The sequence below is a fragment of the Actinoallomurus rhizosphaericola genome (assembly GCF_024055675.1).
GTDB lineage: Bacteria > Actinomycetota > Actinomycetes > Streptosporangiales > Streptosporangiaceae > Actinoallomurus > Actinoallomurus soli.
On record NZ_JAMXMW010000015.1, the window covers coordinates 114,444 to 140,479 of the forward strand.

General features: G+C 70.3%; 26 protein-coding genes and 1 pseudogene. 12 read left to right on the plus strand and 15 right to left on the minus strand.

What is annotated here, in order from left to right; translation table 11 throughout:
• The first annotated feature begins 260 nt into the window (after positions 1-260).
• Both NE234_RS29575 and NE234_RS29580 read left to right on the plus strand, forming a co-directional pair.
• Positions 261-1,244, plus strand: a complete 984-nt coding sequence (locus NE234_RS29575) for a lytic polysaccharide monooxygenase auxiliary activity family 9 protein (protein WP_252783969.1) — start codon at positions 261-263, stop codon at positions 1,242-1,244.
• A 146-nt stretch (positions 1,245-1,390) separates the two neighbouring features.
• Positions 1,391-2,797, plus strand: a complete 1,407-nt coding sequence (locus NE234_RS29580; RefSeq protein WP_252783970.1) for an endo-1,4-beta-xylanase — start codon at positions 1,391-1,393, stop codon at positions 2,795-2,797.
• Between the two features lie 64 nt (positions 2,798-2,861).
• On the opposite strand, the gene NE234_RS29585 is transcribed toward NE234_RS29580, so the two are convergent.
• The 4 genes and pseudogenes from NE234_RS29585 to NE234_RS29595 form a co-directional block, all read right to left on the minus strand.
• Complete coding sequence (locus NE234_RS29585) at positions 2,862-3,074, minus strand: TetR/AcrR family transcriptional regulator C-terminal domain-containing protein (RefSeq protein ID WP_252783971.1); 213 nt, start codon at positions 3,072-3,074, stop codon at positions 2,862-2,864.
• Positions 3,075-3,114: 40 nt separating this feature from the next.
• A pseudogene (locus tag NE234_RS46100) lies at positions 3,115-3,270 on the minus strand (TetR/AcrR family transcriptional regulator C-terminal domain-containing protein); the annotation flags it as partial.
• 370 nt (positions 3,271-3,640) lie between these two features.
• On the minus strand, positions 3,641-3,847 hold the full coding sequence (locus tag NE234_RS29590; RefSeq protein ID WP_252783972.1) for a hypothetical protein: 207 nt from the start codon (positions 3,845-3,847) through the stop codon (positions 3,641-3,643).
• The gene (locus NE234_RS29595) at positions 3,844-4,116 is read right to left on the minus strand and encodes a hypothetical protein (RefSeq protein ID WP_252783973.1); all 273 of its coding nucleotides are present in this window, start codon (positions 4,114-4,116) and stop codon (positions 3,844-3,846) included. Before NE234_RS29595 ends, NE234_RS29590 begins: the two co-directional genes overlap by 4 nt.
• A 197-nt stretch (positions 4,117-4,313) precedes the next feature.
• Between NE234_RS29595 and NE234_RS29600 the strand changes: the two genes are divergently transcribed.
• Positions 4,314-5,747, plus strand: a complete 1,434-nt coding sequence (locus tag NE234_RS29600) for a hypothetical protein (RefSeq protein WP_252783974.1) — start codon at positions 4,314-4,316, stop codon at positions 5,745-5,747.
• Between the two features lie 67 nt (positions 5,748-5,814).
• Here NE234_RS29600 and NE234_RS29605 read toward each other — a convergent pair whose 3' ends face one another.
• The 3 genes from NE234_RS29605 to NE234_RS29615 all read right to left on the minus strand — a co-directional run bounded on the left by NE234_RS29605 (position 5,815) and on the right by NE234_RS29615 (position 9,776).
• Entirely contained in the window at positions 5,815-7,830 is a 2,016-nt protein-coding gene (locus NE234_RS29605; protein WP_252783975.1) for a phospholipase D-like domain-containing protein, read from the minus strand.
• 88 nt (positions 7,831-7,918) lie between these two features.
• Complete coding sequence (locus NE234_RS29610; RefSeq protein ID WP_252783976.1) at positions 7,919-9,115, minus strand: sensor histidine kinase; 1,197 nt, start codon at positions 9,113-9,115, stop codon at positions 7,919-7,921.
• A 7-nt stretch (positions 9,116-9,122) separates the two neighbouring features.
• The gene (locus NE234_RS29615; protein ID WP_252783977.1) at positions 9,123-9,776 is read right to left on the minus strand and encodes a response regulator transcription factor; all 654 of its coding nucleotides are present in this window, start codon (positions 9,774-9,776) and stop codon (positions 9,123-9,125) included.
• A 189-nt stretch (positions 9,777-9,965) separates the two neighbouring features.
• Here NE234_RS29615 and NE234_RS29620 point away from each other — a divergent pair, with 189 nt between their 5' ends.
• From NE234_RS29620 to NE234_RS29635, 4 genes are read left to right on the plus strand one after another with little or no spacing between them, the layout of a single operon-like run.
• Positions 9,966-10,529 (plus strand): hypothetical protein, encoded by a 564-nt coding sequence (locus tag NE234_RS29620; RefSeq protein WP_252783978.1) that lies wholly within the window; start codon positions 9,966-9,968, stop codon positions 10,527-10,529.
• Positions 10,526-11,827: a peptidoglycan-binding protein gene (locus NE234_RS29625; RefSeq protein ID WP_252783979.1), complete on the plus strand. Its 1,302-nt coding sequence runs from the start codon at positions 10,526-10,528 to the stop codon at positions 11,825-11,827. The genes NE234_RS29620 and NE234_RS29625 overlap by 4 nt, the downstream gene beginning before the upstream one ends.
• Complete coding sequence (locus tag NE234_RS29630; protein ID WP_308206942.1) at positions 11,824-12,717, plus strand: ABC transporter ATP-binding protein; 894 nt, start codon at positions 11,824-11,826, stop codon at positions 12,715-12,717. The genes NE234_RS29625 and NE234_RS29630 overlap by 4 nt, the downstream gene beginning before the upstream one ends.
• Positions 12,714-13,940 carry an ABC transporter permease gene (locus NE234_RS29635; protein ID WP_252783980.1) on the plus strand — a complete coding sequence of 409 codons (1,227 nt, stop codon included), beginning with the start codon at positions 12,714-12,716 and terminating at the stop codon, positions 13,938-13,940. Before NE234_RS29630 ends, NE234_RS29635 begins: the two co-directional genes overlap by 4 nt.
• Before the next feature lie 102 nt (positions 13,941-14,042).
• Here the strand turns inward: NE234_RS29635 and NE234_RS29640 are convergent, their stop codons facing one another.
• From NE234_RS29640 to NE234_RS29660, 5 genes are all read right to left on the minus strand, one after another.
• The gene (locus tag NE234_RS29640; RefSeq protein WP_308206943.1) at positions 14,043-14,468 is read right to left on the minus strand and encodes a beta propeller repeat protein; all 426 of its coding nucleotides are present in this window, start codon (positions 14,466-14,468) and stop codon (positions 14,043-14,045) included.
• Positions 14,469-14,576: 108 nt separating this feature from the next.
• Positions 14,577-15,164: an SLATT domain-containing protein gene (locus tag NE234_RS29645; RefSeq protein ID WP_252783981.1), complete on the minus strand. Its 588-nt coding sequence runs from the start codon at positions 15,162-15,164 to the stop codon at positions 14,577-14,579.
• Positions 15,165-15,274: 110 nt separating this feature from the next.
• Positions 15,275-16,435 carry a glycosyltransferase family 4 protein gene (locus tag NE234_RS45510; protein WP_252783982.1) on the minus strand — a complete coding sequence of 387 codons (1,161 nt, stop codon included), beginning with the start codon at positions 16,433-16,435 and terminating at the stop codon, positions 15,275-15,277.
• A complete protein-coding gene (locus NE234_RS29655; protein ID WP_252783983.1) occupies positions 16,432-17,175 on the minus strand; it encodes a hypothetical protein in 744 nt (247 codons plus the stop codon). Before NE234_RS29655 ends, NE234_RS45510 begins: the two co-directional genes overlap by 4 nt.
• Positions 17,176-17,319: 144 nt before the next feature.
• Positions 17,320-17,769, minus strand: a complete 450-nt coding sequence (locus tag NE234_RS29660; protein ID WP_252783984.1) for a GNAT family N-acetyltransferase — start codon at positions 17,767-17,769, stop codon at positions 17,320-17,322.
• Positions 17,770-17,859: 90 nt separating this feature from the next.
• Here NE234_RS29660 and NE234_RS29665 point away from each other — a divergent pair, with 90 nt between their 5' ends.
• From NE234_RS29665 to NE234_RS29675, 3 genes are all read left to right on the plus strand, one after another.
• Complete coding sequence (locus NE234_RS29665; RefSeq protein ID WP_252783985.1) at positions 17,860-18,096, plus strand: hypothetical protein; 237 nt, start codon at positions 17,860-17,862, stop codon at positions 18,094-18,096.
• On the plus strand, positions 18,096-18,353 hold the full coding sequence (locus tag NE234_RS29670) for a WhiB family transcriptional regulator (RefSeq protein ID WP_252783987.1): 258 nt from the start codon (positions 18,096-18,098) through the stop codon (positions 18,351-18,353). Before NE234_RS29665 ends, NE234_RS29670 begins: the two co-directional genes overlap by 1 nt.
• 149 nt (positions 18,354-18,502) lie before the next feature.
• Positions 18,503-19,129 carry a rhomboid family intramembrane serine protease gene (locus tag NE234_RS29675; protein ID WP_252783988.1) on the plus strand — a complete coding sequence of 209 codons (627 nt, stop codon included), beginning with the start codon at positions 18,503-18,505 and terminating at the stop codon, positions 19,127-19,129.
• An 89-nt stretch (positions 19,130-19,218) separates the two neighbouring features.
• Here NE234_RS29675 and NE234_RS29680 read toward each other — a convergent pair whose 3' ends face one another.
• A complete protein-coding gene (locus NE234_RS29680; RefSeq protein ID WP_252783989.1) occupies positions 19,219-19,953 on the minus strand; it encodes an SDR family oxidoreductase in 735 nt (244 codons plus the stop codon).
• Positions 19,954-19,966: 13 nt separating this feature from the next.
• The gene (locus NE234_RS29685; RefSeq protein ID WP_252783991.1) at positions 19,967-21,457 is read right to left on the minus strand and encodes a hypothetical protein; all 1,491 of its coding nucleotides are present in this window, start codon (positions 21,455-21,457) and stop codon (positions 19,967-19,969) included.
• A 211-nt stretch (positions 21,458-21,668) separates the two neighbouring features.
• Here NE234_RS29685 and NE234_RS29690 point away from each other — a divergent pair, with 211 nt between their 5' ends.
• The gene (locus NE234_RS29690) at positions 21,669-23,501 is read left to right on the plus strand and encodes an acyl-CoA dehydrogenase (protein WP_252783992.1); all 1,833 of its coding nucleotides are present in this window, start codon (positions 21,669-21,671) and stop codon (positions 23,499-23,501) included.
• 211 nt (positions 23,502-23,712) lie between these two features.
• Here NE234_RS29690 and NE234_RS29695 read toward each other — a convergent pair whose 3' ends face one another.
• Positions 23,713-24,168, minus strand: coding sequence for a hypothetical protein (locus NE234_RS29695; protein ID WP_252783993.1), 456 nt, complete (start codon positions 24,166-24,168; stop codon positions 23,713-23,715).
• Positions 24,169-24,477: 309 nt separating this feature from the next.
• Here NE234_RS29695 and NE234_RS29700 point away from each other — a divergent pair, with 309 nt between their 5' ends.
• Positions 24,478-25,986 (plus strand): alpha/beta fold hydrolase, encoded by a 1,509-nt coding sequence (locus NE234_RS29700; RefSeq protein ID WP_252783995.1) that lies wholly within the window; start codon positions 24,478-24,480, stop codon positions 25,984-25,986.
• The last annotated feature ends 50 nt before the right edge of the window (positions 25,987-26,036 follow it).

The window sequence follows — 26,036 nt, forward strand, 5'->3', positions numbered from 1 at the left end:
ACGGCGAGCCCGCTTTCACCTGCTTTCACGGCCGGTCGCCCGGCAGGGCGCGTCGTCGCAGGTCACCGCGCCGAGGCCGGACGTCCTCGCGGCCGTCGTTGACCCTCCGAGACCCGGGAACCGATCCTGGGAACGCGCTCCCACCGCGCCCGAACTCCCCGCGGTCCGCAGGCCGGCTCGCGGGCAGATCGAAGGGAAACGGTGTCGTGAGAAAGCGACGGAGAAGCGCGCTCGCCGCGGCCCTCGGAATGGTGTTGATCATGGGGCTGAGCGTCTTCACGGGAACCACCCCGGCGTGGGCCCACGGAGCGTTCATGCAGCCGGGCAGCCGTACGTTCCTGTGCTGGAAGGACGGCCTCACCTCCACTGGAGAGATCAAACCGCAGAACCCGGCGTGCGCGGCCGCCGTCGCCCAGAGCGGGACCAACTCGCTCTACAACTGGTTCTCCGTGCTCCGGTCCGACGGCGCCGGCCGTACGCGGGGGTTCGTCCCCGACGGGCAGCTGTGCAGCGGCGGGAACCCGAACTTCACCGGCTTCAACCTGCCCGGTACTGACTGGCCGGTCACGCACCTGACGAGCGGCGCGAACTTCAACTTCCGCTACAACAAGTGGGCGGCGCACCCCGGCTCGTTCTACCTGTACGTCACCAAGGACGGCTGGGACCCGTCCAAGCCGCTGACCTGGGACGAGCTCGAGACCAATCCGTTCCTCGTCGCCGACCATCCGGCGGACACCGGCCCGGTCGGCAGCGTCGACGGCTACTACTACTGGTCCGGCAACCTCCCGGCGAACAAGACCGGCCGCCACATCATCTACTCCGTCTGGTCGCGCTCGGACAGCACCGAGACGTTCTACGGCTGCTCCGACGTGGTCTTCGACGGCGGCAACGGTGAGGTCACCGGCGTCGGCACCGGCGGTGGCGGCACCACACCGCCGCCCACCTCGACGCCGTGCACCGCGACGTACAAGACCACCAGTAGCTGGACGGGCGGCTTCCAGGGCGAGATGACGGTGAGCAACCCCGGTACCACGCCCCTCAACGGCTGGACCGTGAGCTGGATGCCGGCCAGCGGCCAGACCATCAACAGCGTGTGGAACGGAACGTTCACTCAAAGCGGAGACATGGTCACGGTCCGTAACGCGGACTGGAATCGAACGGTGAACGGCGGCGCGTCGACCACCTTCGGATTCGTCGCGAACGGCTCGCCGGGCGCGGACATGCTCTCCTGCACGAGCCCCTGACCCACCGGCCCGGCGCGGCGAACGCGCCGGCCTCCACCCGTACCAGTCCATGACCGGACCGACGAGGCGCGGGGGAGCCTCGCTCTCCCCCGCGCCTCGTCCTGGGCACGGCACTTCTCCCGCACACCCCTCTGGAGGAACCCAGCATGTCCTCGCCATTCCGGCCGAGACTCGCGGCCGTCCTGGCGCTGGCACTCGGCGCGCTCCTGGCGCTCACCGCCGTGGTGATGCGCCCGGCGTCCGCCGCGTCAACGCTCGACCAGCTCGCCAAGGCCAAGGGCAAGTACTTCGGTTCGGCGACCGACAACTCCGAACTGTCCGACAGCGCCTACACGGCGATCCTGGGCGGCGGTGAGTTCGGGGCGACCACCCCGGGCAACTCGATGAAGTGGGACACCACCGAGCCTTCGAGGGGATCGTTCAACTTCAGCGGAGGCGACCAGATCGTCTCCTTCGCCAAGAGCCACAACATGATCGTGCGCGGCCACAACCTGGTCTGGCACCAGCAGCTCCCGAACTGGGTGTCGAGCCTTCCGAGCAACCAGGTCCAGGCCGCGATGGAGAACCACATCACCACGGAGGTGACCCACTACAAGGGCCAGCTCTACGCCTGGGACGTGGTGAACGAGCCGTTCAACGAGGACGGCACGCTCCGCTCCGACGCCTTCTCCAACGCGATGGGCAGCGGCTACATCGCCGACGCGCTCCGTACGGCGCACGCCGCCGACCCGAACGCCAAGCTCTACCTGAACGACTACAACATCGAGGGCCTCGGCGCGAAGAGCGACGGGATGTACAACCTCGTCAAGTCGCTCAAGCAGCAGGGCGTGCCGATCGACGGCGTCGGCTTCGAGAGCCACCTGGCGATCCAGTACGGCTTCCCGACGAACATGCAGCAGAACATGCAGCGCTTCGCCGACCTCGGCGTGGACGTCGCCGTCACCGAGCTCGACGTGCGGATGCAGCTGCCCGCCGACACCAGCAAGGTCAACACCCAGGCCCAGTACTACACGAACGTCGTGAACGCCTGCCTCGCGGTGACCCGCTGTGTCGGCATCACGATCTGGGACTACACCGACAAGTACTCCTGGATCCCCGGCACCTTCAGCGGTGAGGGCTCGGCCCTGCCCTGGGACCAGAACCTGCAGAAGAAGCCGCAGATCTACGGCGCGATCAGCACCGCGCTCGGCGGCACGGGTGACGGCGGCACCCCGACGCCGACCCCGACCCCCACGCCGACGCCCGGCAGCTGCAAGGTCACCTACGCGGCCAACGACTGGGGCAGCGGCTTCACCGCGAACATCACGATCACCAACGGGAGCTCGGCGATCAACGGCTGGACGCTGAAGTTCTCCTACCCCGGCAACCAGCAGCTCTCTCAGGGCTGGAGCGGCACCTGGTCGCAGTCCGGCAACACCGTGACCGTCACCAACGCGAGCTGGAACGGCAGCCTGGCCGCCGGCGCGTCGACCTCGATCGGCGCGAACTTCACCTACAGCGGCTCCAACGCGGCGCCGGTCTCGTTCACCCTCAACGGCACGACCTGCGGCTGAGGGCCCACCGACTGTCCCCGGGGGCCTCGCGTGCGGAGGACCGAGGCCCCCGGGCGACACCTTCTCAGGACCGCGGGAGGGCGGCGATGCCGTCGAGCAGGCGGTCCAGCGCGAACTCGAACCGGGTGTCGAGGTCCGGGGCGGTGAGGTCGCCGGCCAGCGCGACGGTGTGCGGGAACTCGTCGGCGGGCAGCGCGGCGAGCCGGTCGCAGGTCGTCGAGGTACGAGCGGGGAGTCCGGCCCGCGGCGACCGCGGCGGACAGCGGGGCCTGCTCACCGCCGACGAAGCCGATCAGGAACGTCGTCAGGAGGTACAGCGCGTAGGCGGTGTCGCGGTCGGAGAGCCCGGCACCGCGCAGCGCCCCGAGGACGACCTCGATCGTACGCAGCCGGCCGCGACCGGCGGCGAACCGTCCGGAGAGCAGCCGGCCCGAGTCCCGGTGGGCGAGCAGGTGCCGCCGCAGCGCACGCATGATCGCGGAGAGGCCGGCGCGCCAGTCATCGCCGTCGTACGCGGGGAGTCGGCCAAGACGCCCCGACTTTGGGAAACGGACCTGAGCTGACGCCACCGATGGGACCTGCGGCGCCGAGGATTTTCTCGGCCGTACCACCCCGCGCCACCGCCGCCGCTTTCACGGTCGACCCAGCCTCACTACACGGACGGTCCCTCGCGAAGACGCACCCCCAGCACCGCGCCGTACGAAACGCTCGCTGCCCTCACCGTGAGCCTCGCGATCCCTGCCGCCGGTATCGACGGAAGAAAGCGACGAGTAAGACAATGCTCGTCCACCGTGGCGGAAAGGTGGCCACAGAGACGGTGAAGCAGGCGGTGATGGGTACCGCTCACCTGGGCGGCAACGCACCGGCGGGCCAGGGCCATGAACGGGCATTGATGATCGCGCGGGTCAGTTCCTCGGGGTCCAGCGCCTCGATCAGCCGCCATCCGACCGGCGGCGGTATCAGGGCCCACCAGGATCTGGTGTACGCGCCGAACCAGATCGGTGTCCCCGGGACCCTCCGGCTCAGGACGGCCAGTACATCGACGCTCACGGACGATCGTCCGGCACTTCGAGTCGCCCGCCGAGATACGCCGTGATCTCGGCGGCCGCTCCCGCCGGATCGCCCACCGCATAACGCACCTTTTCGCTGCGACGCCATACGAAGGCGTCGTCCTCGATGCCGATCCAGATCCTGTCCCCGGTAAGAGAGGCGCGGACCGACATGGCCGGCCGGGCGTCGCTCAAACCGACATGCAGTCCGGATCCAGCGAGTGCCTGGCACAGATCGATCAGTGCGCGGATCTTCTGCTCGCTGTCCACCTGACTCCCTTCTCGGTGCGGAATCGACGCTTTCCACGATCGACATCGGGTACCGAGAAATGGGCTTGGATCCGGCGCGGCAGGTGCGGACATCTGCGGATCGGTGTGTTCGGTGTGCTTCGGGTTCTCGCCTAACACCGTGGTTAGAGTTATCACTGCACCATCCCCCCGATGGCACTCTCCCCTAGGTGGACCTCATGACGGCCGTCACCAGCGAGAGCAGCGGCAGGCCCGGCGTGCCGAATGAAAAGCTGAAGGACCTACTCGAAGAAGCCGGATGGCGTCCGGAAAGCCTTGCGCGCCGTGTCAATGCGGCCATATCGGCAATCCACCGGGAAAATCGCCAAATCCACCAAAAGACCCCCTATCGCTGGCTGAATCGCGGCGAGGTCCCTCATGCGCCGGTGCCCGAGGTCGTTGTGTGGCTTCTCGCCGAAGCCACTGGACGTGATCTGACGTTCGACCAGGTATGGCCTCGCGGGGCATCGCGCACTTCGCTGCTCTTGCCCGCCGACCACCGCTTCGATCTACCCTGGGATGCGGGCGGATTGCTGCGTCTCCTGGAGGAGTGGTCGCGTCCGATGCTGACCCGGCGGACATTCATGGTGGTCTCCGGTACGACACTGATACGCCACGCGTGGCAGTGGTCCGAAGCACCGGTCCCGGTCCTCACCTCGGCCGCGCGGGAGGGGGATCGCGTCACCGCGCCGATGCTCGAACTCGTCGATGACATCGTCGCGCGATGCCGTCGTCTGGACGAGCGGCACGGTGCCGCGGGTGCCGCCTTCGTGGCCGACCAGTTCGCATGCGTGTCGCGGTTACTACGGCGGTCCCGGTACGACGCGCGAACCGGTCGGCGGCTTACCTTCGCCCTTGGCCAACTCGCCCAGACCTCCGGGTTCATGGCGTTCGACTCCGCTCGAGACGGCGAGGCACAGCGCTGGTACCTGACCGGTCTTCGCGCGGCGCACGCCGCCGGTGACCGCGCGCTGGCCGCGAGCATCCTGGGCCTGATGAGCAATCAGGCGATGGAGATCGGCGAAGTGGGGGACGCGCTGCAGCTCGCCACTGCCGCGCAGGAGGCCGCCTCGCGGGCTCCGTCGACGGTGCGGGCGCTCATCGCCGCACGCAGCGGTCTCGCCAGTGCGGCCGCCGGGGATCTGGCGACCTTCCAGCGATTGCGGGAGCAGACGCTGAACCTGCTCGAACGCGCGAAGGATCATGGAGAGGCCGCTCCGAATTGGGCGGGTTACGTCACCCGGGCCGAACTCGATGCCATCGCCGGCCGAGGCATGGTCGTCCTGGCCCGGCGGATGCCCACGCACCGGAGCCGTCTGCTGGCGGAGGCCCAAGGGTTGCTCCGCAGCCGGGCGGATACCGATCCGTCCGGCGAGCCACAGCGGTCGGCGTTCCGGCATGGCGCGTGGCTCGGCGTGGCCCATGCCCAGGCAGGCGACCTGGACCAGGCCGTGGGCGCGGCGCGCCGTGCCGTCGACCGGCTGCCCGGCGTCACCTCGGCGCGCAGCGTCGGCCTCCTCCAGCGCCTTGGCCGCGAACTGGCCCCGCATGCACGCCGATCGCCCGACGTGAAGTCCCTCCTCCAGGACCTCGAACGAAGGCTGCCGCAATGAGAACGCGCCTCCTTCCGCCCGTCGATCGAGCGGAGGAAGGCGCGTGGTCGCCTTGGCGAGGGCGGGGCTACCAGTGCGGGACCTCCTTCCGGGTCCAGCGCAGGGTCTTCCGGTCGACGATGTCGATCTTCTTGCCGACGATCGACGGGGCCTCGTCGAAGGAGCACCGGTCACCCGAGTTCGCGTCCTTGCACTCCACCTTGTTGCCGTAGGCGACCAGGAAGGAGTCACCGGAGTGGGTGACGGCCTTCACGGTCACCTTCACCTTCGACGCGCCCTTGGCGCGGTCGGTGGCGATGGAGACGACGGTGGGAGGCAGGAACCTTTCCCAGTCGAAGGTCGCGTCGGCCTTCGAGTACTTCCACTGGGGGTCGAGGAACTCCTTCCTCAGGTGCGCGACCGCCGCCGGGTCCTCGATGAAGTAGCCGTCGTCCTGCAGGAAGGCCGGGTAGGCGTTCTTGGACCCTAGATAGAAGACGCGGTCGTCGACCTCGATCAGCTTGGTGTGCTGGGCGTAGGTGCAGGCCTCCTTCGGGTCGTCGCAGTCGATGACCTTGCCCTCGTCGTTCTTCTCCTTGCCCTCCCAGCGGGGCTTGTCGCTGCTGCGCAGCGAGGCGTACTGGAGGGTGTCCTGCATGACCTGATCGGCCTTCTTGTCGCCGCCCGCCTGCAGCGCGATCCGCTTGCGCAGCAGGTCCGAGAACTGCCGCATGTTCTTCATGGTGGAGTAGGCGTCCTCGTTGCCGGGCGTGGAGATGACGATCCGGACCTTGACGCCGTGGATCATCTTCCTGGCGACGTTGTCGAGGAGCCGCAGGTCCGCCAGCGGCTGGACGGCCTTGATGGGGCCGCCGATGCTCGCGCACCAGCCGTACAGGTCCTGCTGCGAGAACACGATCGACGTGGTCGCGGTGGCCACCATCTCCCGCAACGCGGTCTCCTCCGGGTTGACGGTCTGGTAGTCCCGGTCGCGGTTGACCACGTCCTTGTCGGCGAAGCTCAGGTCGCACTTGGCGTCGTCGGGCTGCTTGAGGTCGGGCAGCCTGTAGGTGGAGGAGCCGTCCTTGGACTGGATGCCGACGCCGAGCCCGCCGACCTCCAGCATGTCGAGGTCGCCGGCCTTCGCGGCGGTGGGCGGGTGCAGGGTCGAGATGCAGCCTCCGCTCGACGGGTACACCCACGATCCGGTGGTGGCCGCCCAGTTCCACTTGTTGCGGTGGGCGCAGGTCCAGTCCCAGAGCCGGTTGACGTAGCCGGTCGCCGACGCGGCCGCGGGGCCCCGGATGGCCATCATCATGTCGGTGACGGGCTTGGGGGTCTGGACGTAGTTGTTGGTGTAGGTGTTGACGCCGCCGGTGATGACGGTCCTCCCGTCGACCACGAACAGCTTGGAGTGGTTCCAGGAAGGCGTGTAGCCGCCGATCGGGACGCCCGGCGTTCCCGAGTACGAGGTGGTCATCGTCGCCACGTTGAACGTGATGTTGCGGGCCGAGGCGCCGATGGTCTTCTTCGCGGCGTCGATCCAGTCGTCGCCGTTCACCGTGGCGGGCAGGACCGGCGCGCCCAGCAGCATCCTGAAGGTGATCCTGTGCTTCTCGGCCGCCTTCTTCAGCCCGGCGACGATGGCGTCGCGGAAGTAGCCGTCCGGGAACGTACGGCAGGGCGAGGGCAGCGGCAGGACCAGCTTCTCCGGGCAGCCGAGCGAGGTGATGTCGACGGTGCTGGTCGCCTCGCCGATATTGCTCGTGATCTTGTTCAGGAGCCGCTTGGTGCCCGCCCGGTCGGCGGGCGGGCAGGGATCGTGTCCCCAGCACTGGGGTGTCTGCAGCAGCCAGTCCCCCGCCGAGTCGTCCAGCCGGTTGCCGCTGCTGCGTTCCCAAACCTGGTGTTCCAGACCCGGCGACACGTGCCGGACCGCCCTCTCGATCCGGTCGAGGTAGGGCGTCGGCGACGCCGCGGCCGAGGCCGCGTCGTGGGTTGCCGCCGGTGAGGAGACGGCGGCGGTGAACGCCGTCGCCGTCGGCGGCCAGGAGATGGCGGCGGTGAGCGTCGTCACCGCCGCCGCGGTGATGATCGTTTTCATGTTCGCCACTCAACCCAGCGGGATCGTCCGTACGGCCGTCAGCCACACCCCGCCCGGGTAAAGCGATGTTCCGGAAAGCACAGGGCGCTCAGGGGAACCGGACCTCGACGTCCAGGCCGCCTTCCGGGCGGGCGCGTGCCGTGACGGTGGCGTCGTGGGCGGCGGCGATGGCGCGGACGATCGACAGGCCCAGTCCGTGGCCCCCGTCGTCGCGGGCGGTGCGGCCGGCGAGGCGCTGGAACGGCTCGAACAGGTCCGCCACCCGGCCCGGCGGGATCACCGGCCCGGTGTTGCGCACGGACAGGACCGCGCGCCCGGCCTCGGTCGCCGTACCGACCTCCACGCGGCCGCCGGGAACGTTGTAGCGGACCGCGTTGTCGAGGAGGTTCGCCACGAGGCGCTCGGCCAGGGCCGGATCGCCGGCGGCCGGTGCGGGAAGGGTCCGCGCCTCGATCCGGAGTCCGAGCCGGTCGACCTGCGGCCGGGGGCCGAGCAGCGCCTGACCGGTGAGCTCGCACAGGTCGAAGCGTTCGCGGCGGTCCAGCCCCCGTTCGCCCGTCGCCAGGGTGAGGAGCGCTTCCAAGAGGCGTTCCTGCTGCTCGCTGATGGCGAGCACGCGCTCCGACGTCGCCCGGAAGTCGGCGAGCGTGGCCGCGCGGTCGGTGAGCGTCTCCTCCAGCAGCGCGTGCTCCAGGGTGAGCGGGGTGCGCAGCTCGTGCGCGGCGTTGGCGACGAAGCGCTTGTGCGCGCCCAGTGCCGTCTCCAGCCGGCCGAGGAGGCCGTCGACGGTGTCGCCCAGGTCCTTGAGCTCGTCCCGGGGACCTTCGACGGCCAGCCGTTCGTGCACGTTGCGCGCGGAGATCCGCCGGATCGTGGAGGTCATCGTCCGCAGCGGGCGCAGCACCCGTCCGGCGACCAGCCAGCCCAGCACGACCGACACCACCACCATGATCGTCAGTGCGATGCCGGACTGGACCAGCAGGGCGTGCATCTGAGCCGCGTGCTGCCGGGCCACCTCGGCGTCCAGCTGCGAGGTGAGGCGCTGCAGGTCGGGCGGAACGGGCTGTTTCGTGAAGACCCCGCCACCCGAGGTGACCGGCCCGACCTGACCGGTCCGGTAAATGACCCGCCGAGGTCCCGTGGCGTGCCGGACGAGCAGGTAGGTGATCGCGAGCAGGATGGCGCCGGAGACGGCGAACAGCACGCCGTACAGGGCGGTGAGCCGCAGGCGTACGGTGCGCGGCCGCAGACCGGCCGGGACCCGGGGACGGGGCAGCGTGCGCATGGGGCCCTCAGATCCGGTAACCGCCGCGGGGGACGGTCTCGATCACGGGTGGGGAGCCGAGCTTCGACCGCAGGCGGTTGATCGTCGCCTTGACGGTCGTGGTGAACGGGTCGGTCGCCTCGTCCCAGACCCGTTCGAGCAGTTCCTCGGCGGGCACGACCCGGCCCCGCGCGCCGAGCAGGTACTCCAGCACCGCGAACTCCTTGGGACTGAGCGCCAGGCGTGCGCCCGCGCGGAAGGCGGTCCGCTGCGCGGGGTCGAGCCGTACGTCGCCGCGCGCGAGGACCGGCGGCAGGGCCGGCTGCGCGCGCCGGGCGAGCGCGCGGACCCGCGCGATCAGCTCCGCGTACGCGAACGGCTTGGGCAGGTAGTCGTCGGCGCCGAGGCTGAGCCCCTCCACCCGGTCCGCGATCGTGCCCGACGCGGTCAGCATCAGGATCCGGGTGTGCGGCCCCTTCGCGGTCAGGGCGGCGCACACCTCGTCACCGTGGACCTCGGGCAGGTCCCGGTCGAGCACGACGACGTCGTAGTCGGTCAGCGACGTGCGGTCGAGGGCGTCCTGCCCGTCGTAGGACACGTCGACCGCCATTCCCTCGCGGCGCAGCACCCGCGCCACGGAGTCCGCGAGTTCGACCTGATCCTCCACCACCAGCACTCTCATCCGCGTACGCCTCGCGGCCCGGTCAGGGCGGTCTGGTCCATGCCGTCAGGATGCCCGACGAGCGGTCACAGGCCGGTCACAGCGGCTCGCACCGTGCTGTGACCGGCCGATCCGTACAACTGGCCTCGCAACGAACGGCTGCCGGGCCACGACGGTCCGGTGGCGTCGAAATCGCAGAGAGGCCGAGACATGGACGACACAGCCGGCATGCGCACCATCCCGACCGCGCCGCGACGGACGCGACGCGGCCGGCCGCTCGCCGCGGTGCTCCTGATCACCGGGCTGGCCCTCACGGCCTGCGGGGGCGGTTCCGGCGGCTCCGCCGGCGCCTCGAGCTCCGCCCTTCCCGGCTCCGGCGGGGGCGCCGGGAAGGGCGCGGACTCGGGGAAGGCGGTCAAGTACGCCGAGTGCATGCGCAAGAACGGCGTACCCGACTTTCCCGACCCGCAGGGCGGCAAGATCCAGATCAAGGCCGGGCCGGGCAGTGACCTGAACCCCGACTCGCCGCAGTTCAAGGGCGCCGACCAGAAGTGCAAGGCGTACGCGCCGAGCGGCACCGCGGACAACGGCCAGGGCAACGCCGCGATGCTGAAGTTCGCCGCGTGCATGCGCAAGAACGGAGTTCCGAACTTCCCGGACCCGGAGGGCGGAAAGATGATCATTGCGAAGGGGCAAGGGGTCGATCCCGACGCGCCGCAGTTCAAGGCGGCCCAGAAGACCTGCCAGAAACTGCTGCCCGGCGGCCTTCAGTGAGCGTGGAGCGGTCCGGGAGCACGCGCGTCCCCGAGCCGGACACGGCGCTCCCCGACGACGCGCCCCCGCCCGATGACGAACCCGGGCGGGACCGGACGCGCTCCGACGCCGCCGTGCCCGATCGCACCTCCGGGCGGGAGGCGGAACCCTCCACCGGTACGGCGGAGAATCCCGACGCCGGAACGCCCGGGCGGAGCAGGCGGCGACGCCGGTTCGCGCGCATGGGCGGGGCCATCGTCGTCCTGGCGGTCGCGGCGGGCATCGTGGTCGTCACCGCCGACCCGTTCGACGCCCGGAAGAGGACGCCCATGCCGGCGACCGGCGCCGAGTCCCTCGCGTCCGTTCAGCGGGGTCCACTGTCGTCACAGGTCGACCAGAGCGGCACCCTCTCGTACGTCGCACGGGCCGACGGGACGCCGTACTCGGTCGTCAATCACCTGAACGGCGTCTATACGTGGGTGCCGCGCGCGGGCGACGAGATCACGTGCGGGAAGGTCCTCTACTGGGTAGGCGGCACGCCGGTGCCGCTGCTGTGCGGTACGTGGCCCGCCTACCGCGACCTGTCCGAGGGCGACAGCGGCAAGGACGTGCGGGAGCTCAACCGCAACCTGGTGAAGCTCGGCTACGCCGACGACTCGGACCTGGACCCGGACTCGAAGTACTTCGGCTCGGCGACCGCCACGGCGCTCGAGAAGCTGCAGGACGACATCGGCGCGGAGGAGACCGGGTCGCTGACGCTGGGGTCCGCCGCATTCCTGCCCGGCCCGCTCCGAATCACGAAGGCGACGGCGCGGCTCGGCGCGAACGCGCGGCCGGGGGAGCCGGTCGCGCAGGCGACCTCGACCGACCGCCAGGTGACCGTGAACCTGGACGCGTCACAGCAGTCCCAGGTCAGGGTCGGGGACAAGGTGGAGGTGACCCTGCCGGACAACCGTACGACCTCGGGGAAGGTCGGCCGCATCGGCGCGGTCGCGACCTCCTCCTCCGATCAGAAGGACTCGTCCGGCGCGACGGTCCCGGTGTATGTCACGCTCACGCACCCGAAGGACGCCGGCCGCCTCGATCAGGCACCCGTCCGCGTGCAGATCACGACCGGCGGCGTCAAGGACGCGCTGATCGTGCCGGTCACGGCGCTGATCGGCCGGTCCGGCGGCGGGTACTCGGTGGAGAAGGTCGACGCGCGGGGCGCGCACAGCGTCGTACCGGTCACCCTGGGGCTCTTCGACAACGCCGACGGCCTGGTGCAGGTGTCGGGGAACCTGGCCCCGGGCGACCGAGTGGTGGTGCCCGCGACATGAGGCTGACGCGAGCGAAGCGAGCCGACCGTACGGCCCGGACGGAGCAGGAGACCGTACGGACGGCGCGGGCCGCCCGGGACGTACGGGCGGTCGCGGCCGGCGGCCGGGCGCCCGAGGGCGAGCGCCCCGCGCGGGCCCTGGAGTTGGCGGCGGTGACCAAGGTCTACGGAGACCGGTCGCCCGTCCTGGCGCTCCGGGGCGTGACCTTCGGCGTCCGGAAGGGCGAACTCGTGGCGATCGTCGGGCCGTCCGGATCGGGCAAGACGACACTGCTGCACGTCATGGGGACGCTGGAGCGGCCCACCGGGGGCACGGTCCGGATCGACGGCGTCGACATCGACCGTCTCGACGACCGCGGCCTGTCGGCGCTGCGGGCCCGCAGCATCGGCTTCGTCTTCCAGCAGTTCTTCCTGGCCGAGTACTCGACCGTGCTGGACAATGTCGCCGACGGGCTGCTGTACGCCGGCGTCGAGGTCCGCGAGCGGCGGCGGCGCGCCCTGGCGGCGCTGGAACGCGTCGGCCTGGCCGACCGGGCGGACGCCCGGCCGACCCAGATGTCGGGCGGGCAGCGTCAGCGCGTGGCGATCGCGCGGGCGCTCGTCGGCCGGCCGGCGATCGTGCTCGCCGACGAGCCGACCGGCAACCTCGACAGCGTCACCGGCGCCTCGATCATCGAGCTGCTGCACGAGCTCAACGCCGAAGGCGCGACGATCGTCGTGATCACGCACGACGCCGAGCTGGCCGCCGGCCTGCCCCGGCAGGTGCACGTACGCGACGGGCGGATCGTTTCGGACAGCGCCCATGACCCTGATCACCGGCCCGGCGATCGGGCAGGGGAGAGTACCGGTGCGCGCGTGCCCGTCGGGGCGGAGCAGGAGGGCCGATCATGACGACGCTCGTCCCCGCCCGGCTGCGGCCGGGCGATCGGGCGCGGGTGGCGAGCGTCGGGTTGCGGGCCCGGCGGCTGCGGTCGGCGCTGTCGGCACTCGGGATCGCGATCGGTACGGCCGCGATCGTCGCGGTGCTGGGGCTCTCGTCGTCGTCCCAGGCCGGCCTGCTCGATGAGATCGATCGTCTCGGCACCAACCTGCTCACCGCCGACAGCGGGCAGAGCTTCAGCGGGGACGCCGCCCAGTTGCCGCCCGAGGCGGCCGCCAGGATCTCGCGGCTGCGGGCCGTCGCGCAGGTGGCCGACACCGCCACCCTCGCGACGGCGAACGTGTACCGCAGTCCGCTGATCCCCCCGGTCAGCACCAACGCGCTGAAGGTCAGGGCTGCCGGTCTGAACCTGCTGCCGGTGGTCGCCACCGGCGTCACCCAGGGCCGCTGGCTGAACTCCGCGACCGCGACGAAGCCCGTCGTGGTGCTCGGCGCGGTCGCCGCGCAGCGGCTCGGGATCGACAGGGTCCGCCCGGGGCAGCGCGTCTGGCTCGGCGGCCAGTGGTTCTACGTCGCCGGGATCCTCCGGCCGGCGGTGCTGGCACCGGAGATCGACACCAGCGCCCTGGTCGGTTATCCGGCCGCGCAGCGCTATCTGAACTACACGAGCATCGTTCACGGCACGGTGACGCAGGGACCGCCGAGCACCCTCTACGTCCGGTGCCGGACGGATCAGGTCAACGCGGTGCACGAGGTGCTGGCCCAGACGGCCGATCCCGAGTCGCCGAACGAGGTCGACGTCAGCCGGCCCTCCGACGCGCTCACCGCCCGCGCCGCCGCGAGCGGGGCGTTCAACAGTCTGTTCCTGGGGCTCGGCGTCGTCGCGTTGATCGTCGGCGCGGTCGGAGTGGCCAACATCATGATCATTTCGGTGCTCGAACGCCGCTCCGAGATCGGCCTGCGCCGCGCGCTCGGCGCGACCAGAGGACAGATCCGCAGCCAGTTCCTGTCCGAGGCGATCGTGCTGGCGTTCATCGGGGGCGCGGTCGGGGTGGCGGCCGGTGTCCTCGCCACGGCCGTCTACGCCACGTCGAAGCACTGGGCGATCGTGGTCCCCACGGAGGCGTGGACGGGCGGCATCGGCTCCGCGATCCTGATCGGCGCCCTCGCCGGCCTGCTCCCGGCCCTCCGCGCCTCGCGCATGGCACCGACCGAGGCGCTGCGCACGGTCTGACCCCTACGGGCGCGATCGCCGATGACGGCCTTCCCGCAGGAGATCCGTGCTCGCCGGGGACCGCCGGGTGTGCGACACCGGCGATCCTCGGCGAGCGGCTCGCTACCCGCCGGTGCGGTCGCCGTAGATCACGCCGCGGCCGTTGGTGCCGACGGAGACGCGACCGTAGACGCGGGGGTCGCCGGTGATGGCGGCGCCGATGTTGCCCCACTGGTGGGCGTCGTCGTTGATCCGCACCCAGGTGGCGCCGGAGTCGTCGGACCGGAAGACGCCGCGGACGCCGCCGACCTTGGCGATGACGTACAGCGCCGGGTAGGTCTTGCCGGTCGCGGCCTTGCCGAAGCCGACGTTGTCCGCCTCCTGGACGTTCGAGAGCTTCGTGAACGTCGCCCCGGAGTCGGTCGAGTGCCACAGGCCGTACGTCGAACCGGAGGCGCCGCCGGCCAGCCAGAGGTCGCTCGCCGATCGAGGACGACGCTCACCCCGGCGCGTCGAGACCGTCAACGTTTCGACGCGCCGTTCGATCACCTTTCACGAATCACCGCTCCGGCCAGCGGATACGGTGCCGGGACGGGCCGGTCCGGACACGCCGTTCGACCATGCTCACGCCGGTCCGGACACGCCGTTCGACCATGCTCAGGCGGGCTGGTCGGCCGCCCGCCGCGGGGTCTGGAACACGCGGACGATGTCGCTCATGCGCTCGGTCATGACCTCTTCGGCCCGCTCGACGTACCGGTTGCGCTCGGCGCGGTGCTGCGCCCAGGCGGGGGCGGGAGGGGCGTTGCGGATCACCGCGTGCCAGCGGGCGGTCAGCTCGTCGAGGACCTGCCGCGCCTGCATGAAGGCGTGGCCCGGCAGGTCGACCTCGCGGGCCTGCCGCGCGGCCGTCTCCACCGACCGGTAGGCCTTGGCCGCCTCGGCCGCCTGGTTCTCCTTGCGGCCGGGCGCGACCATGCTGACGACCGTGGCGAGGAGCGCGGCGGCCAGCGCCAGCCCGCCCGCGACCAGGGGGAAGCGGTCGCCGGCGAGGACCAGGCTGCCGGCCACCCCGGCGGCGAGGACGGCGGTGGACCCGAGCCACAGGTTGAGGACCCGCCAGATCTTCACCGTCTCGGCCTGGGCGCGCGCCGAGTGCGAGCAGTGCTCCTCGATCCGGTACAGCTCGGCGGCGACCGTCACGCGCCATACGGGTTCGGCTCCGCCGAAGAGTTCGTTGTCGATCATGGCGTTTCCCCTCGAATACTCGCCGATGATGACGCAGATGATTCAGCGTGTCGTGGCGGCGACGAAGGGCTCCCGGCCTAAAACGGGAACACGCTTGACCGAGGGAAGAGCTACGCGGCCCCGGTCCGGTGGAGGCCGGCGAGCATCTCGTCCCAGCGGTCCGCGACCTCGGAGATGTCGTAGCGCGTCGCCGTCCGCCGGCCGTTGTCGGCGAGCCGCCGCATCTTCTCCGGATCGTCCATGAGGGCCAGCAGGGCGTCGGCGAACGCGTCGATGTCGCCATCGGGCACCAGCACGCCGTTCTCGCCGGACGTGATGATCTCGCGAGGACCCTGCGGGCAGTCGAAGGACACCACCGGCACCCCGGCGGCGAACGCCTCCACGATCGTCATGCCGAACCCCTCGAACCGCGAGGTGATGACGTGGATGGACGCCTTGGCCAGCTCGCCCTCGATGTCGTTCGTCGGCCCCATGAACGCCACGTTGTTGTGCAGGCCCAGCCGGCGGGCCCGCCGGCTCAGCTTTTCGGCCTGTGTTCCCTGGCCGTAGATGCGCAGTCTCCAGTCGGGGCGCTTCTCGACGACCTTGGCGAACGCGTCGAGCAGCCGGTCGTACCCCTTGACCCTGACCAGCCGGCCGGCGGCGATGACGACGCGGTTGTCCAGCCGGGACTGCGGGCGCGGACCCGCGGGCAGGCCGTTGCCGATCGTGTAGACCCGGGTCGGGGCGCCGTCGAGCATCCGCGCGTACTCGGCGTGGTCCGCGTCGGTCAGCGTGACGATCGCGTCGAGCTTCTGGTACGAGTCGCGGATCTCGGCGAGGATGCCGGGCTTGTGCGCGCCGAAGTGCAGGTGCTCCTGGCCGATGAGCGTGACGCCGTCGCGGGCCAGGCGCGCGGCGGCGATGTTCAGCCCGGCGCGGGTGGTGATCAGGACGTCGGTCCGCAGCTCGGAGAGGTACCGCGTCAGCGCCCGGTCGCTCTCGGCGCTGAAGTTGTCGTACGCGCGCTCCTCCGGGTGCAGCAGCGTGCTGGGCTTCTTGAGCCGGGAGGCGACGCCGAACTTCCACCATTTCCGTGCCTCCGGCCGCAGGTCGACCAGGCTGGACAGCCTCACCCGGTCGGAGAGCGGGAAGAACGGCCTGCCCTTGTGCTGGAAGACGCTGACGATCTCGACCTCGTGGCGCCGGGAGAGCTCGTCCGCCAGGTTGAACGTCGCACGGATCGTGCCGCCCATGCCGTACGCGTTCATGATGAGGATGGAGATCTTCACGCCGCCTCCGCCTCCGCGTTCGGGACGACCGTGGTGGCGATCGCGAGGTGGTCCTTGTCGGTGTAGTAGGCGCGGACGCGGACGCGGTCGGTGTCCCGTTGCACGTGCCGCGCCGGGAACCGGACCTTGTTCTTCTTGTCCGGGATGTCGTCGAGCCAGGTCGCGACGATCAGCCCGCCGAGGCGCAGGTCCCAGAAGCCGCGCTCGGTCTCCGCCGCGAAGGGGGCGTTCGGGAGTTCGGCGTGCCAGTGGTCGCCGGTGAGGCTCACCGTGCCCGGCACCTGCTGCGCCGTCTTGCGCCGGGTGGCGACGATCTCGGCGTCGGCGGGCGTCGCGCCGTACGCGAGGAACCCTTCGAGAGCCAGGCGCTCCTCGCCCGGGTGAACGGCGGTGACCTCGGCGTACGGCTCGACCGGCCGTACGCTGACGCGCAGCCCGCCCGAGGGGGCGCGGAAGGTCCGCAGCGCCCGGCCGCGAGGGCGGCGGGCGTACTCCGCGAGGCCGTCGAGTGAGAAGCCCGGGTCCGTGGTGATGACCTCGGCGTCGGCCGCGTGCACCGACCAGGTGCCGGGGGTCAGGTCCAGTCGCGACAGGTCGGCGGCCTCGCCGTCGAGGTCGATCGTGTGCGCGGCACCGTCCCGGCGGAGCGTGAGGGTGGTCCCGTCGGCCGGCGGCTCGGCCCAGCGGATACGCAGGACGTCGTCTGCGTCGAGACGTGCCGACGCGGCGAGTGCGACCATCGCTGGGGGGATCCCTTCGTCCTGCCTACGTGTCCGGACATGGAACCAACACTCGGGTAAACGCCCGGCTAACCGCTTCCCGCACATCCGAGGTGAGTTCGCAGTAAGGACGCCCGCAGGTCGATCAAGGTTTACCGAAGGCCACTACAGCGGCAGCTTCATCCCCTCGTGGGTCGCTTCGAAACCGAGGGATTCGTAGAAGCGGATGGCGTCTCCGCGGCGCTTGTCGGAGGTCAGCTGGACGAGGCCGCAGCCGCGCCGCCGCGCCTCGCCGATCGCCCATTCGATCATCTGGTGGCCGAGACCGCGGCCCCGGTGGGCGCTGCCGACGCGGACCGCCTCGATCTGGGCGCGCTCGGTGCCCTTGCGGCTGAGGCCGGGGATGAAGGTCAGTTGCAGCGTGCCGGCGACGTCGCCGTCCACGTCGGCCACGATCAGGTGGTTGCGCGGGTCGGCGTCGATGTCGGCGAAGGCGGCCCAGTATGCGTCGATGTCGCCCTCGCGGCCGGCGCCGATCGCGTCGTCGGCGAGGAGCGCGACGATCGCCGGCACGTCGTTCCTGGTGGCGCTGCGGAAGATCACATCGTTCGGCACGGTCCAAAACTTTAGCCAGAATTGACACGACTCGTCGTAGTACTACCTTTGGTAGTACTACGATTCGTCAATAGCGCTACAGGAGGCGGCGTGACCGCACCGTCGACGATGCAGGCTCCCGCCCGGCTCCTGGACCGCCACTGCCAGGAGCTGGTCGCGGACGAGCTCACCCGGCTGGCCCGCCGAGTCCCCTCGCTCGCGGAGGACCACCTCGGCGTCGTCGAGACGTCGCTCCGGCAGATCATCGATCGGCTGCTGCCGGTCCGGAGACGCGCCGAGGCGCGCCCCGAGGCCCTGGCGGCCTTGTTCGACCTGGAGGCATCGTAATGATCGAACACTGGACGGATCTCGCGGCCTGCCGAAGCGCCGATCCCGAACTGTTCTTCCCGGTCAGCACCGCCGGTCCGGCCCTGGACCAGGTGGACGAGGCCAAGCAGGTGTGCGCGCGCTGTCCCGTGTCCTCGGACTGCCTCGCCTGGGCGCTGCGCGCGGGCGAGTCGGCCGGCATCTGGGGCGGAACCACCCCCGACGAGCGCCGCTACCTCCGCCTGAGGCCCCTGCCCGCCGCGCCCGCCTGGCACTGACCCGTACGGCCGCCCGGCACTGAGCCGTGCGGCGAGCGCCACTGAGCCGCACGGCGGCCGATACTGAGCCGTACGGCCGCCCGGTATCGAGCCGTACGGCAGGCGGCGTTCTTATTTCACCCCGACCGTCCGGGACGTACGGTTGCGCTATGCCCGACTCGTCGATCACCGAGCGCTCCCCGCGCGACGGAATCACCTACCACGCCGCGCGCGCGGTCAGCGCGTTGTTCATCACCGTCGTGCTGCTCGGCGTCTGCTGGGTGGTGGAGGTCGTGAACTACAACGGTGATCTCAACCAGGAGTACGGCATCCAGCCGCACAACGTGCACGCCCTGTGGCACATCTTCACGGCGCCGTTCCTGCACGCCGGCCTCGACCACATCATGGCCAACTCGGTGCCGCTGGCGATCTTCGGGTTCCTGACGGCGCTGCGCGGCCTGGGCCGCTTCCTCGTCGTCAGCCTCATCGTGATGGTCGTCAGCGGCCTCGGCGTGTGGTTCCTGGCCGCCTCGAACGCCGTGACCGTGGGGGCGAGCGGACTGATCTTCGGCTACTTCGGCTACCTGCTGGCGCGCGGCTTCTTCGAACGCCGCATCCTGGACATCCTCCTCGGCGTCGCCATCGCCCTGGTGTACGGCACGATGATCTTCGGTGCGCTGCCGGGGCAGCCGGGGATCTCGTGGCAGGCGCACCTGTTCGGGCTGATCGGCGGCGTGCTCGCCGCCGGGCTGACCCGCCGCCGCAGCGGACCCGCGGCGCTGCCACCCCTCGTCTGAAGCCCCTGCTCGCACGGCGCCCCGCGGTCGCCTGACTGCCGCATGCGCGGCGTTGCCGCTCGCCGTCCGGCTCCTGCTCGCGACCCGCGTCAGCCGCGGACGCTGACGTCGGTGACGTTCGCGTCGCCCGGGGTCGTCAGCGCGTTCACGATCACCGTGGCGACCGTACGGGCCGACATGTAGTCCGCCGGGTCGTACTCTCCGCCCTCCTGGTCGCGGACCTTGCGCTGCATCTCGCTCGCCGTGCGGCCGGGGTAGACCGACGTGACCCGGATGTCCGGCTCCTCCTCGCGGAGCGCGTCGGCGAGGGCTCGCAGCGCGTGCTTGCTGGCGGCGTACGCGGCCCACCCGCCACGGGCGCGCAGCCCCGAGCCCGAGTTCACGAAGACGACGTGGCCGTGGGCGACGCGCAGCAGCGGCAGCAGGAGGCGGGTCAGCTCGGCGGGAGCGGCCGTGTTCACCAGGAGCTGTTCGACCCACGTGCCCGGCGGCGCCTCCGCGACCGTGCCCAGCTCGACCACGCCGGCACTGTGCACGACGCCGTCCAGCGCCGGCAGGTCGGCGCGGGCGAGGGCCGCCTCGATCCGCCGGGGGTCGGACAGGTCCAGCTCCAGGGTCGACACGCGATCCTCACCCGTCGGGTGGGCCGTCGGCTCGACGGCCAGCGCGGTCGGGGAGACGAGCCGCAGGGCGGTCTCCTTCAGCCGTTCGGCCGACCGCCCGACGAGGATGAGCGAGTGCCCGGCGTCGTACAGCAGGTCGGCGACGGCCGAGCCGATGCCGCCGGTGGCCCCGGTGATCAGGTAGGTTCCCACGCCCCTCATTCTTCCCCCCGGCTCAGGAGGGACGCAGCACCCGCGCGACGCCGGAGATCAGCGCGGTGGCGAGGATCCAGCCCGTACCGGTCAGCGACCAGGCGAGCCAGCGGGACCAGTCGACCGGGTCCCACGCGCTGCGCTGCCCGAACGTCTCGATCGGCAGCATCAGGTCGAGCGTGTAGATCAACGCGTGGAAGTGCGGCCGCTCGTCCGGCTGCTTGATCGTGTGCGGGTGGTCGATGCTGAACACCACCGTGCCGACGGCGACCAGCACCGCCAGCCACACCGCGGCGATCCAGGGGCGGTAGCCGTACCCGACCGTCCAGTCGAGCACGACGCCCCACGCCCGGCCGATCGGCCCGAGGCTCCGCCGCCGGGCCCGCTGCTTGGCCAGCTGGCATTTGCGGGCCAGGTCGTCCCGGCCGATCCGGCGCAGCCAGGCGGCGAGCTGCTCGTACGGCTGCGGGCGGAACCCATGGGGGTCACGGGAGATCCAGTCGAGCCGCTGGCCCTCCTCCGGCTCCCCGCGCAGCGTCTCGTACACGAGGCCGTTGAGTCGCAGCCGTTCGGGCCAGACGTCGGGCCGGTCGAGGATGACGTCGATGCGGGAGTACCCCAGCGTGACCTCGCCCTGGATCGGCTCGCGGGGGATGAGGATCAGTTCCTTGACGTCGGCGTGGCTCAGGTGGAGGGCGCGCCGGCCGGCGGCGCGGATCGCGCCCTGGTCGAACGAGAGCGTGCCGTCGATCCGCGCGCCGCGCAGGCGCACCGGGCCCTCGGCGGTGAAGCCCGCGCTGCACTCCATGCGGTCCTGGACGATCATGTTGTCGCCGTCCAGTGCGCAGGCGGCGTCGCGCACCGTCGTCCCGTACATGAACAGGCCGCCCGTCATACGGGAGCCGGTCAGGCGCACCTCGCCGGTGATGTCGGAGTTGCGGATGTACGCGCCGGCGTCGACCGTGAGCAGGCCCGCGTACAGGGCGTACCCGCCGGGGTTGCGCAGGCGCACGTTGTTCATGCGGAATCCGCCGGACAGGGCCGCCCGCGTCAGCCGTACCTCGCCCTCGATCAGCGACTCCGACAGGCTGAGGTAGCCGTCCACCTGCAGCCCGCCGCCGTCGAACCCGGGGAACACGCAGGCGCTCAGCCGCATCTGCCGGGCGCGGGCGTTGGAGAAGTCGGGGCGTTCCTCGAGGACGCAGTGTTCGAGGCGGAGCTCGCAGCCGACCTCGCCGCCGGAGACGTTCAGCACGCCGGTGACGCGCGCGCCGCGCAGGCGTACGGCGGGCACGTGCCCGGGCGCCGGCTCCCGCGCGCCGAGCAGGAGGGCGGAGATGACCTCGGCCCGGATCGTGCGGTCCGGGGCGTCGGTCCTGGGCGGGAGTTCGTCGCCGAGCGACACGAGCGTGCCCGTCGGGTACGCGTCCCAGAGCCGCCGCTCGGAGCGGGTGAGCCGCAGCCGTCGCTCTCCGTCCCGCCGCGAGCGGACGGCGCTCCACCGATCGGCCACAGACGGTCATCGTACGGCTTCGTGATCATCAAGCGTGCGTCGGATGCCATACGGGACGGAGCGGTCTGGGCAAGCTGCAATCATCCGTTTCGCCGTCGAACGCCCATATTCCGGTACACAGTTGTCTGTTCAGTTACTCGCGGGTAGCATCGTGTTACTGACTGGTACGTAACCGGGTGCGACCCGCCCGCCCGAGAGCAACGGGGTGTTCATGGGCCACTACAAGAGCAACCTGCGTGACATCGAGTTCAACCTCTTCGAGGTCCTCGGCCGTCAGGAGATCCTGGGCACCGGGCCGTTCGGCGAGGTCGACGAGGCCACCGCGCGCAGCGTCCTGGACGAGGTCAACCGCCTCGCCACCGGCGTGCTCGCCGAGTCCTTCGAGGACGCGGACCGGCACCCGCCCGTGTTCGACCCCGAGACGCACTCGGTGACGATGCCCGAGAGCTTCAAGAAGTCCTTCCGGGCCTACTTCAACGACGCCGAGTGGTGGCGCCTCGAGCTGCCGACCGAGCTCGGCGGCATGAACGCCCCGCGCACCCTGCACTGGGCCGTCGCCGAGCTGATCCTCGGCGCGAACCCGGCGATCTGGATGTTCTCCAGCGGCCCGAGCTTCGCCCAGCTCCTGTGGCGCATCGGCACGCCCGAGCAGAAGAAGCTCGCCGAGATGGCCGTCGAGAAGCACTGGGGCTCCACCATGGTGCTGACCGAGCCCGACGCGGGCTCCGACGTCGGTGCCGGCCGTACGAAGGCGATCCAGCAGCCCGACGGCACCTGGCACATCGAGGGCGTCAAGCGCTTCATCACCAGCGCCGAGCACGACATGGCCGACAACATCCTGCACTACGTGCTGGCCCGCCCCGAGGGCGCCAAGCCGGGCACCAAGGGCCTGTCGATGTTCATCGTGCCGAAGTACCTCGTCGACACCGAGACCGGTGAGCTCGGCGAGCGCAACGGCGTCTACGTCACCAACGTCGAGAAGAAGATGGGCCTGAAGGTCTCCACGACCTGCGAGCTCACCTTCGGCGAGAAGCACCCGGCCATCGGCTACCTCGTGGGCGACGTCCACGAGGGCATCAAGCAGATGTTCATGATCATCGAGCAGGCCCGCATGATGGTCGGCACCAAGGCGATCTCGACGCTGTCCACCGGCTACCTCAACGCGCTCGAGTACGCCAAGGAGCGCGTCCAGGGCGCCGACCTGACCAAGATGGCCGACAAGACCGCGCCGCGCGTCACCATCACCCACCACCCCGACGTACGCCGCCTGCTCATGCTGCAGAAGGCCTACGCCGAGGGCATGCGGGCGCTCGTCCTCTACACCGCCACCTACCAGGACAAGGCGCAGCTCGCCGAGGCCTCCGGCGAGCCGGACAAGCTCGCCGAGAAGGTCAACGACCTGCTGCTGCCCATCGTCAAGGGCGTCGGTTCCGAGCGCGCGTACGAGGTGCTGACCCAGTCGCTGCAGACCCTCGGCGGCTCCGGCTTCCTGCAGGACTACCCGATCGAGCAGTACATCCGGGACGCCAAGATCGACTCTCTGTACGAGGGCACCACGGCGATCCAGGGCATGGACTTCTTCTTCCGCAAGATCCTGCGGGACAACGGCGAGGCGCTGCAGTACCTCGCCGGGCAGATCAAGGAGTTCGCGGAGAGCGAGGCGGGCAACGGCCGGCTCAAGAAGGAGCGCGAGCTGCTCGGCAAGGCCCTCGAGGACGCCCAGGGCATCCTCAACCCGATGATCGGCTGGGCGCTCGGCTCGATGGAACGCCCGGAGGAGATCTACAAGGTGGGCCTCAACACCACCCGCCTCCTCATGGCCCTCGGCGACGTCGTCATCGCCTGGCTGCTCTGCCGCCAGGCCGAGGTCGCGCTCACCAGGCTGAGCGGCGAGGTCTCCGAGGCCGACAAGGCGTTCTACACCGGCAAGATCGCGGCCGCGCAGTTCTTCTGCGCGACCCAGCTGCCGAAGCTCGCCGCCGAGCGCGCGATCACCGAGGCCACCACCGGCGACCTGATGGACCTCCCCGAAGAGGCCTTCTGACGCGGATGACCTGACGAAGATGCCCGTCGCCCCGATCCGGGGCGACGGGCATCGGTTCTTCCGGCGGTCTCGCCGATCGTCTTCGCCGCGCCCACGGCGACCGTCCAGGTTCCGAGTTCGTGGCCGGACCCGCGGAGGGTGAGCCGCCGGGCCGACAGGTCGACAGTGGCGGCGACGGCAAGGGTGTCGACATCGCTGCTGCGACGCACGATCAGTTGTGCCGTTGAGGATGAATCTCAGGGCGGTAGGCGTAGACCGTGGTCCCCTGTTCCAGGACGTACCAGTCGGTCGTGCAGAGCGTATTGGTCTTGGACTCCTGACCACTGGGCCACCACGAGGCGGTGAGGGTCGCCGGCGTGCGGGAAGGGGCGGCTCGGTGGCAGGCTGTGAGCGCTTTGGGATCGTCGAGGGTGAAGCGAAGTATGCGCTCCGAGCCGGTGGTGCGAATGGCCTCGGAGACCGAGCGCGCCTGGTCCGGTACCCAGCTCGGCAGTTTGGTCTGTCGATCGCTCTTGCCGGCCGTGGCCGTCGTATAGGAGACGGTCTTGACGTGTCCGTTCGTCTTCTCCTTGACGCCTTCGGAAAGACCGCAACCGGTGAGGGCGGTTGCGGCCGCCGCCCCAATGGCCAGTGCGGCCGCCCAGCGGGCCGTCTTGTTCTTGTTCATGCCTTGAGTGAACCGTTCCCGGGCGCCTGCGGGCGTCCGTCGCGCGGCTATTGTCGATCAGCCGGCGGGCGGACGGGCGCATGCGCTTCAAGTCGTACGCGCCCCCAGGCTTCCACCCAGGCGGTTCACCCGGTCCGGTTCGCACAATCCAAGGCGCCGGTACTGATCCTGATCGTGGCCTCGTCCGGCGCTCTTCCGGCTGTGCCGTCCGCCCACAGGATGATCAACCCATGCGACTGAGGTCGCACGAGGCCAGGGGGAAAGAGCCGTCTTCACGGCGACGTAGGCGCTGAACACCGCTCATTAACTTTGGGGGAATTCAGCGACTACCAGGAGATGTCAATGCTCAACCGGGCAATTCTGATGGTGGGAGCCAGCCTGATGCTGGCCCCTTCGATCGCCGCGTGCGGGGATGGAGCCGTTCGGGCAGAATCGGCGAGTGCCGCCGTACAGTCAAAGATCGCATGGCGGCAATGCCCAGGTGGCCAGGGCGACGTGCAGTGCGGGACGGTCAGCGTGCCGCTGGACTGGAGCAGGCCGAGTGGACGCCGGATCGAGATCGCGATCGTCCGCCGGGCGGCGACGCGGCCGTCGAGCCGGATCGGCACCCTCGTCTTCCTGCCCGGTGGTCCCGGACAGTCGGGAGTGGACACGATCGCGGGACAGCCCCATTTCGGGGGCCTGGAGAAAAGGTTCGACATCGTCAGCCTGGATCCGAGAGGCGTGGGCAAGAGCAGCCCGCTCACCTGCCCGACCCGCCAGACCATCAAGGCCGTCGGGAACCGCCTGCCGCGTACCGACCGGGAGTTGGCGACTCTGCGGGAGCGCAACCGCGCGCTGGCCGACGCCTGTCGGAAGGCGACGGGGCCGGTGTTCGACCACTTGGACACGGCGAGCGCCGCACGGGACCTGGACGCGGTGCGCACGGCGCTGGGAGAGCGGAGAATCAGCCTGTACGGGCACTCCTACGGCACGCTGCTCGGTCAGCAGTACGCCGCGATGTTCGGCGCGCACGTCCGGGCGGCGGTGCTGGACGGAATCATGGATCACAGCGCCCCGCGTCGCCGGTTCGCGGTGACGGCCGCCAACGCATTCGACGAATCCTTCGACCAGTTCGCTCGCTGGTGTGCCCGCACGAGTTCCTGCGCTCTCCATGGCAGTAGGCCGGCCGATGTCTACCGCCGGGTGGTGGCGAAGGCACAGAACGGCGAACTGGCCGGTACGGACGAATCCGGTTTCAAATGGACGCCGTTCACCGTGGCCGGCGAAGTCGATGCCATGCTGTGGACGCCGTCCTGGTCGGCCACGGCCAGCTTCCTGAAGACCCTGGACGCGGGTAAACCGTGGCCGTCCGACCCCGAGGGCGAGCTCCCGGCCACGATCAACTACGCCGATCCGATCGTCTGTCAGGACTTCGCGATGGGATATCCGAACGGGTCCGCCCTCCGTGGCGATCTCGAGACCTCTGCGATCGCAGCGCCGCTGGTGGGGTACTCGCCCAACGCCATGAAGTCGATCCTCACCTGCCAGGGCTGGCCCACCCCGGTACGCGATCCCCAATCCAACGCCACCGGCACCACGGCCGCCCCCATGCTCCTCGTCGAGAGCCGGTATGACAACGCGACCCCGGCGGCCTGGTCGCGCCAGGTCGCGCGACAACTGGGCCCCGAGGCCAGGTTGGTCATCCTGCGTGACTGGACGCACGGAATGAAGGTCTTCACCCCAGGGTGTGAGAGCAAGATGATCAATGACTACCTCGATGGTCTCCGGCTTCCCGACGCCGGTGTCCGCTGCGGCTCCACGCCTCCGACCTCCTGAGCCGGGTTAAGGCCGAGGTGTCCTGAGCGTCCGGAAACACCACCCGGCCC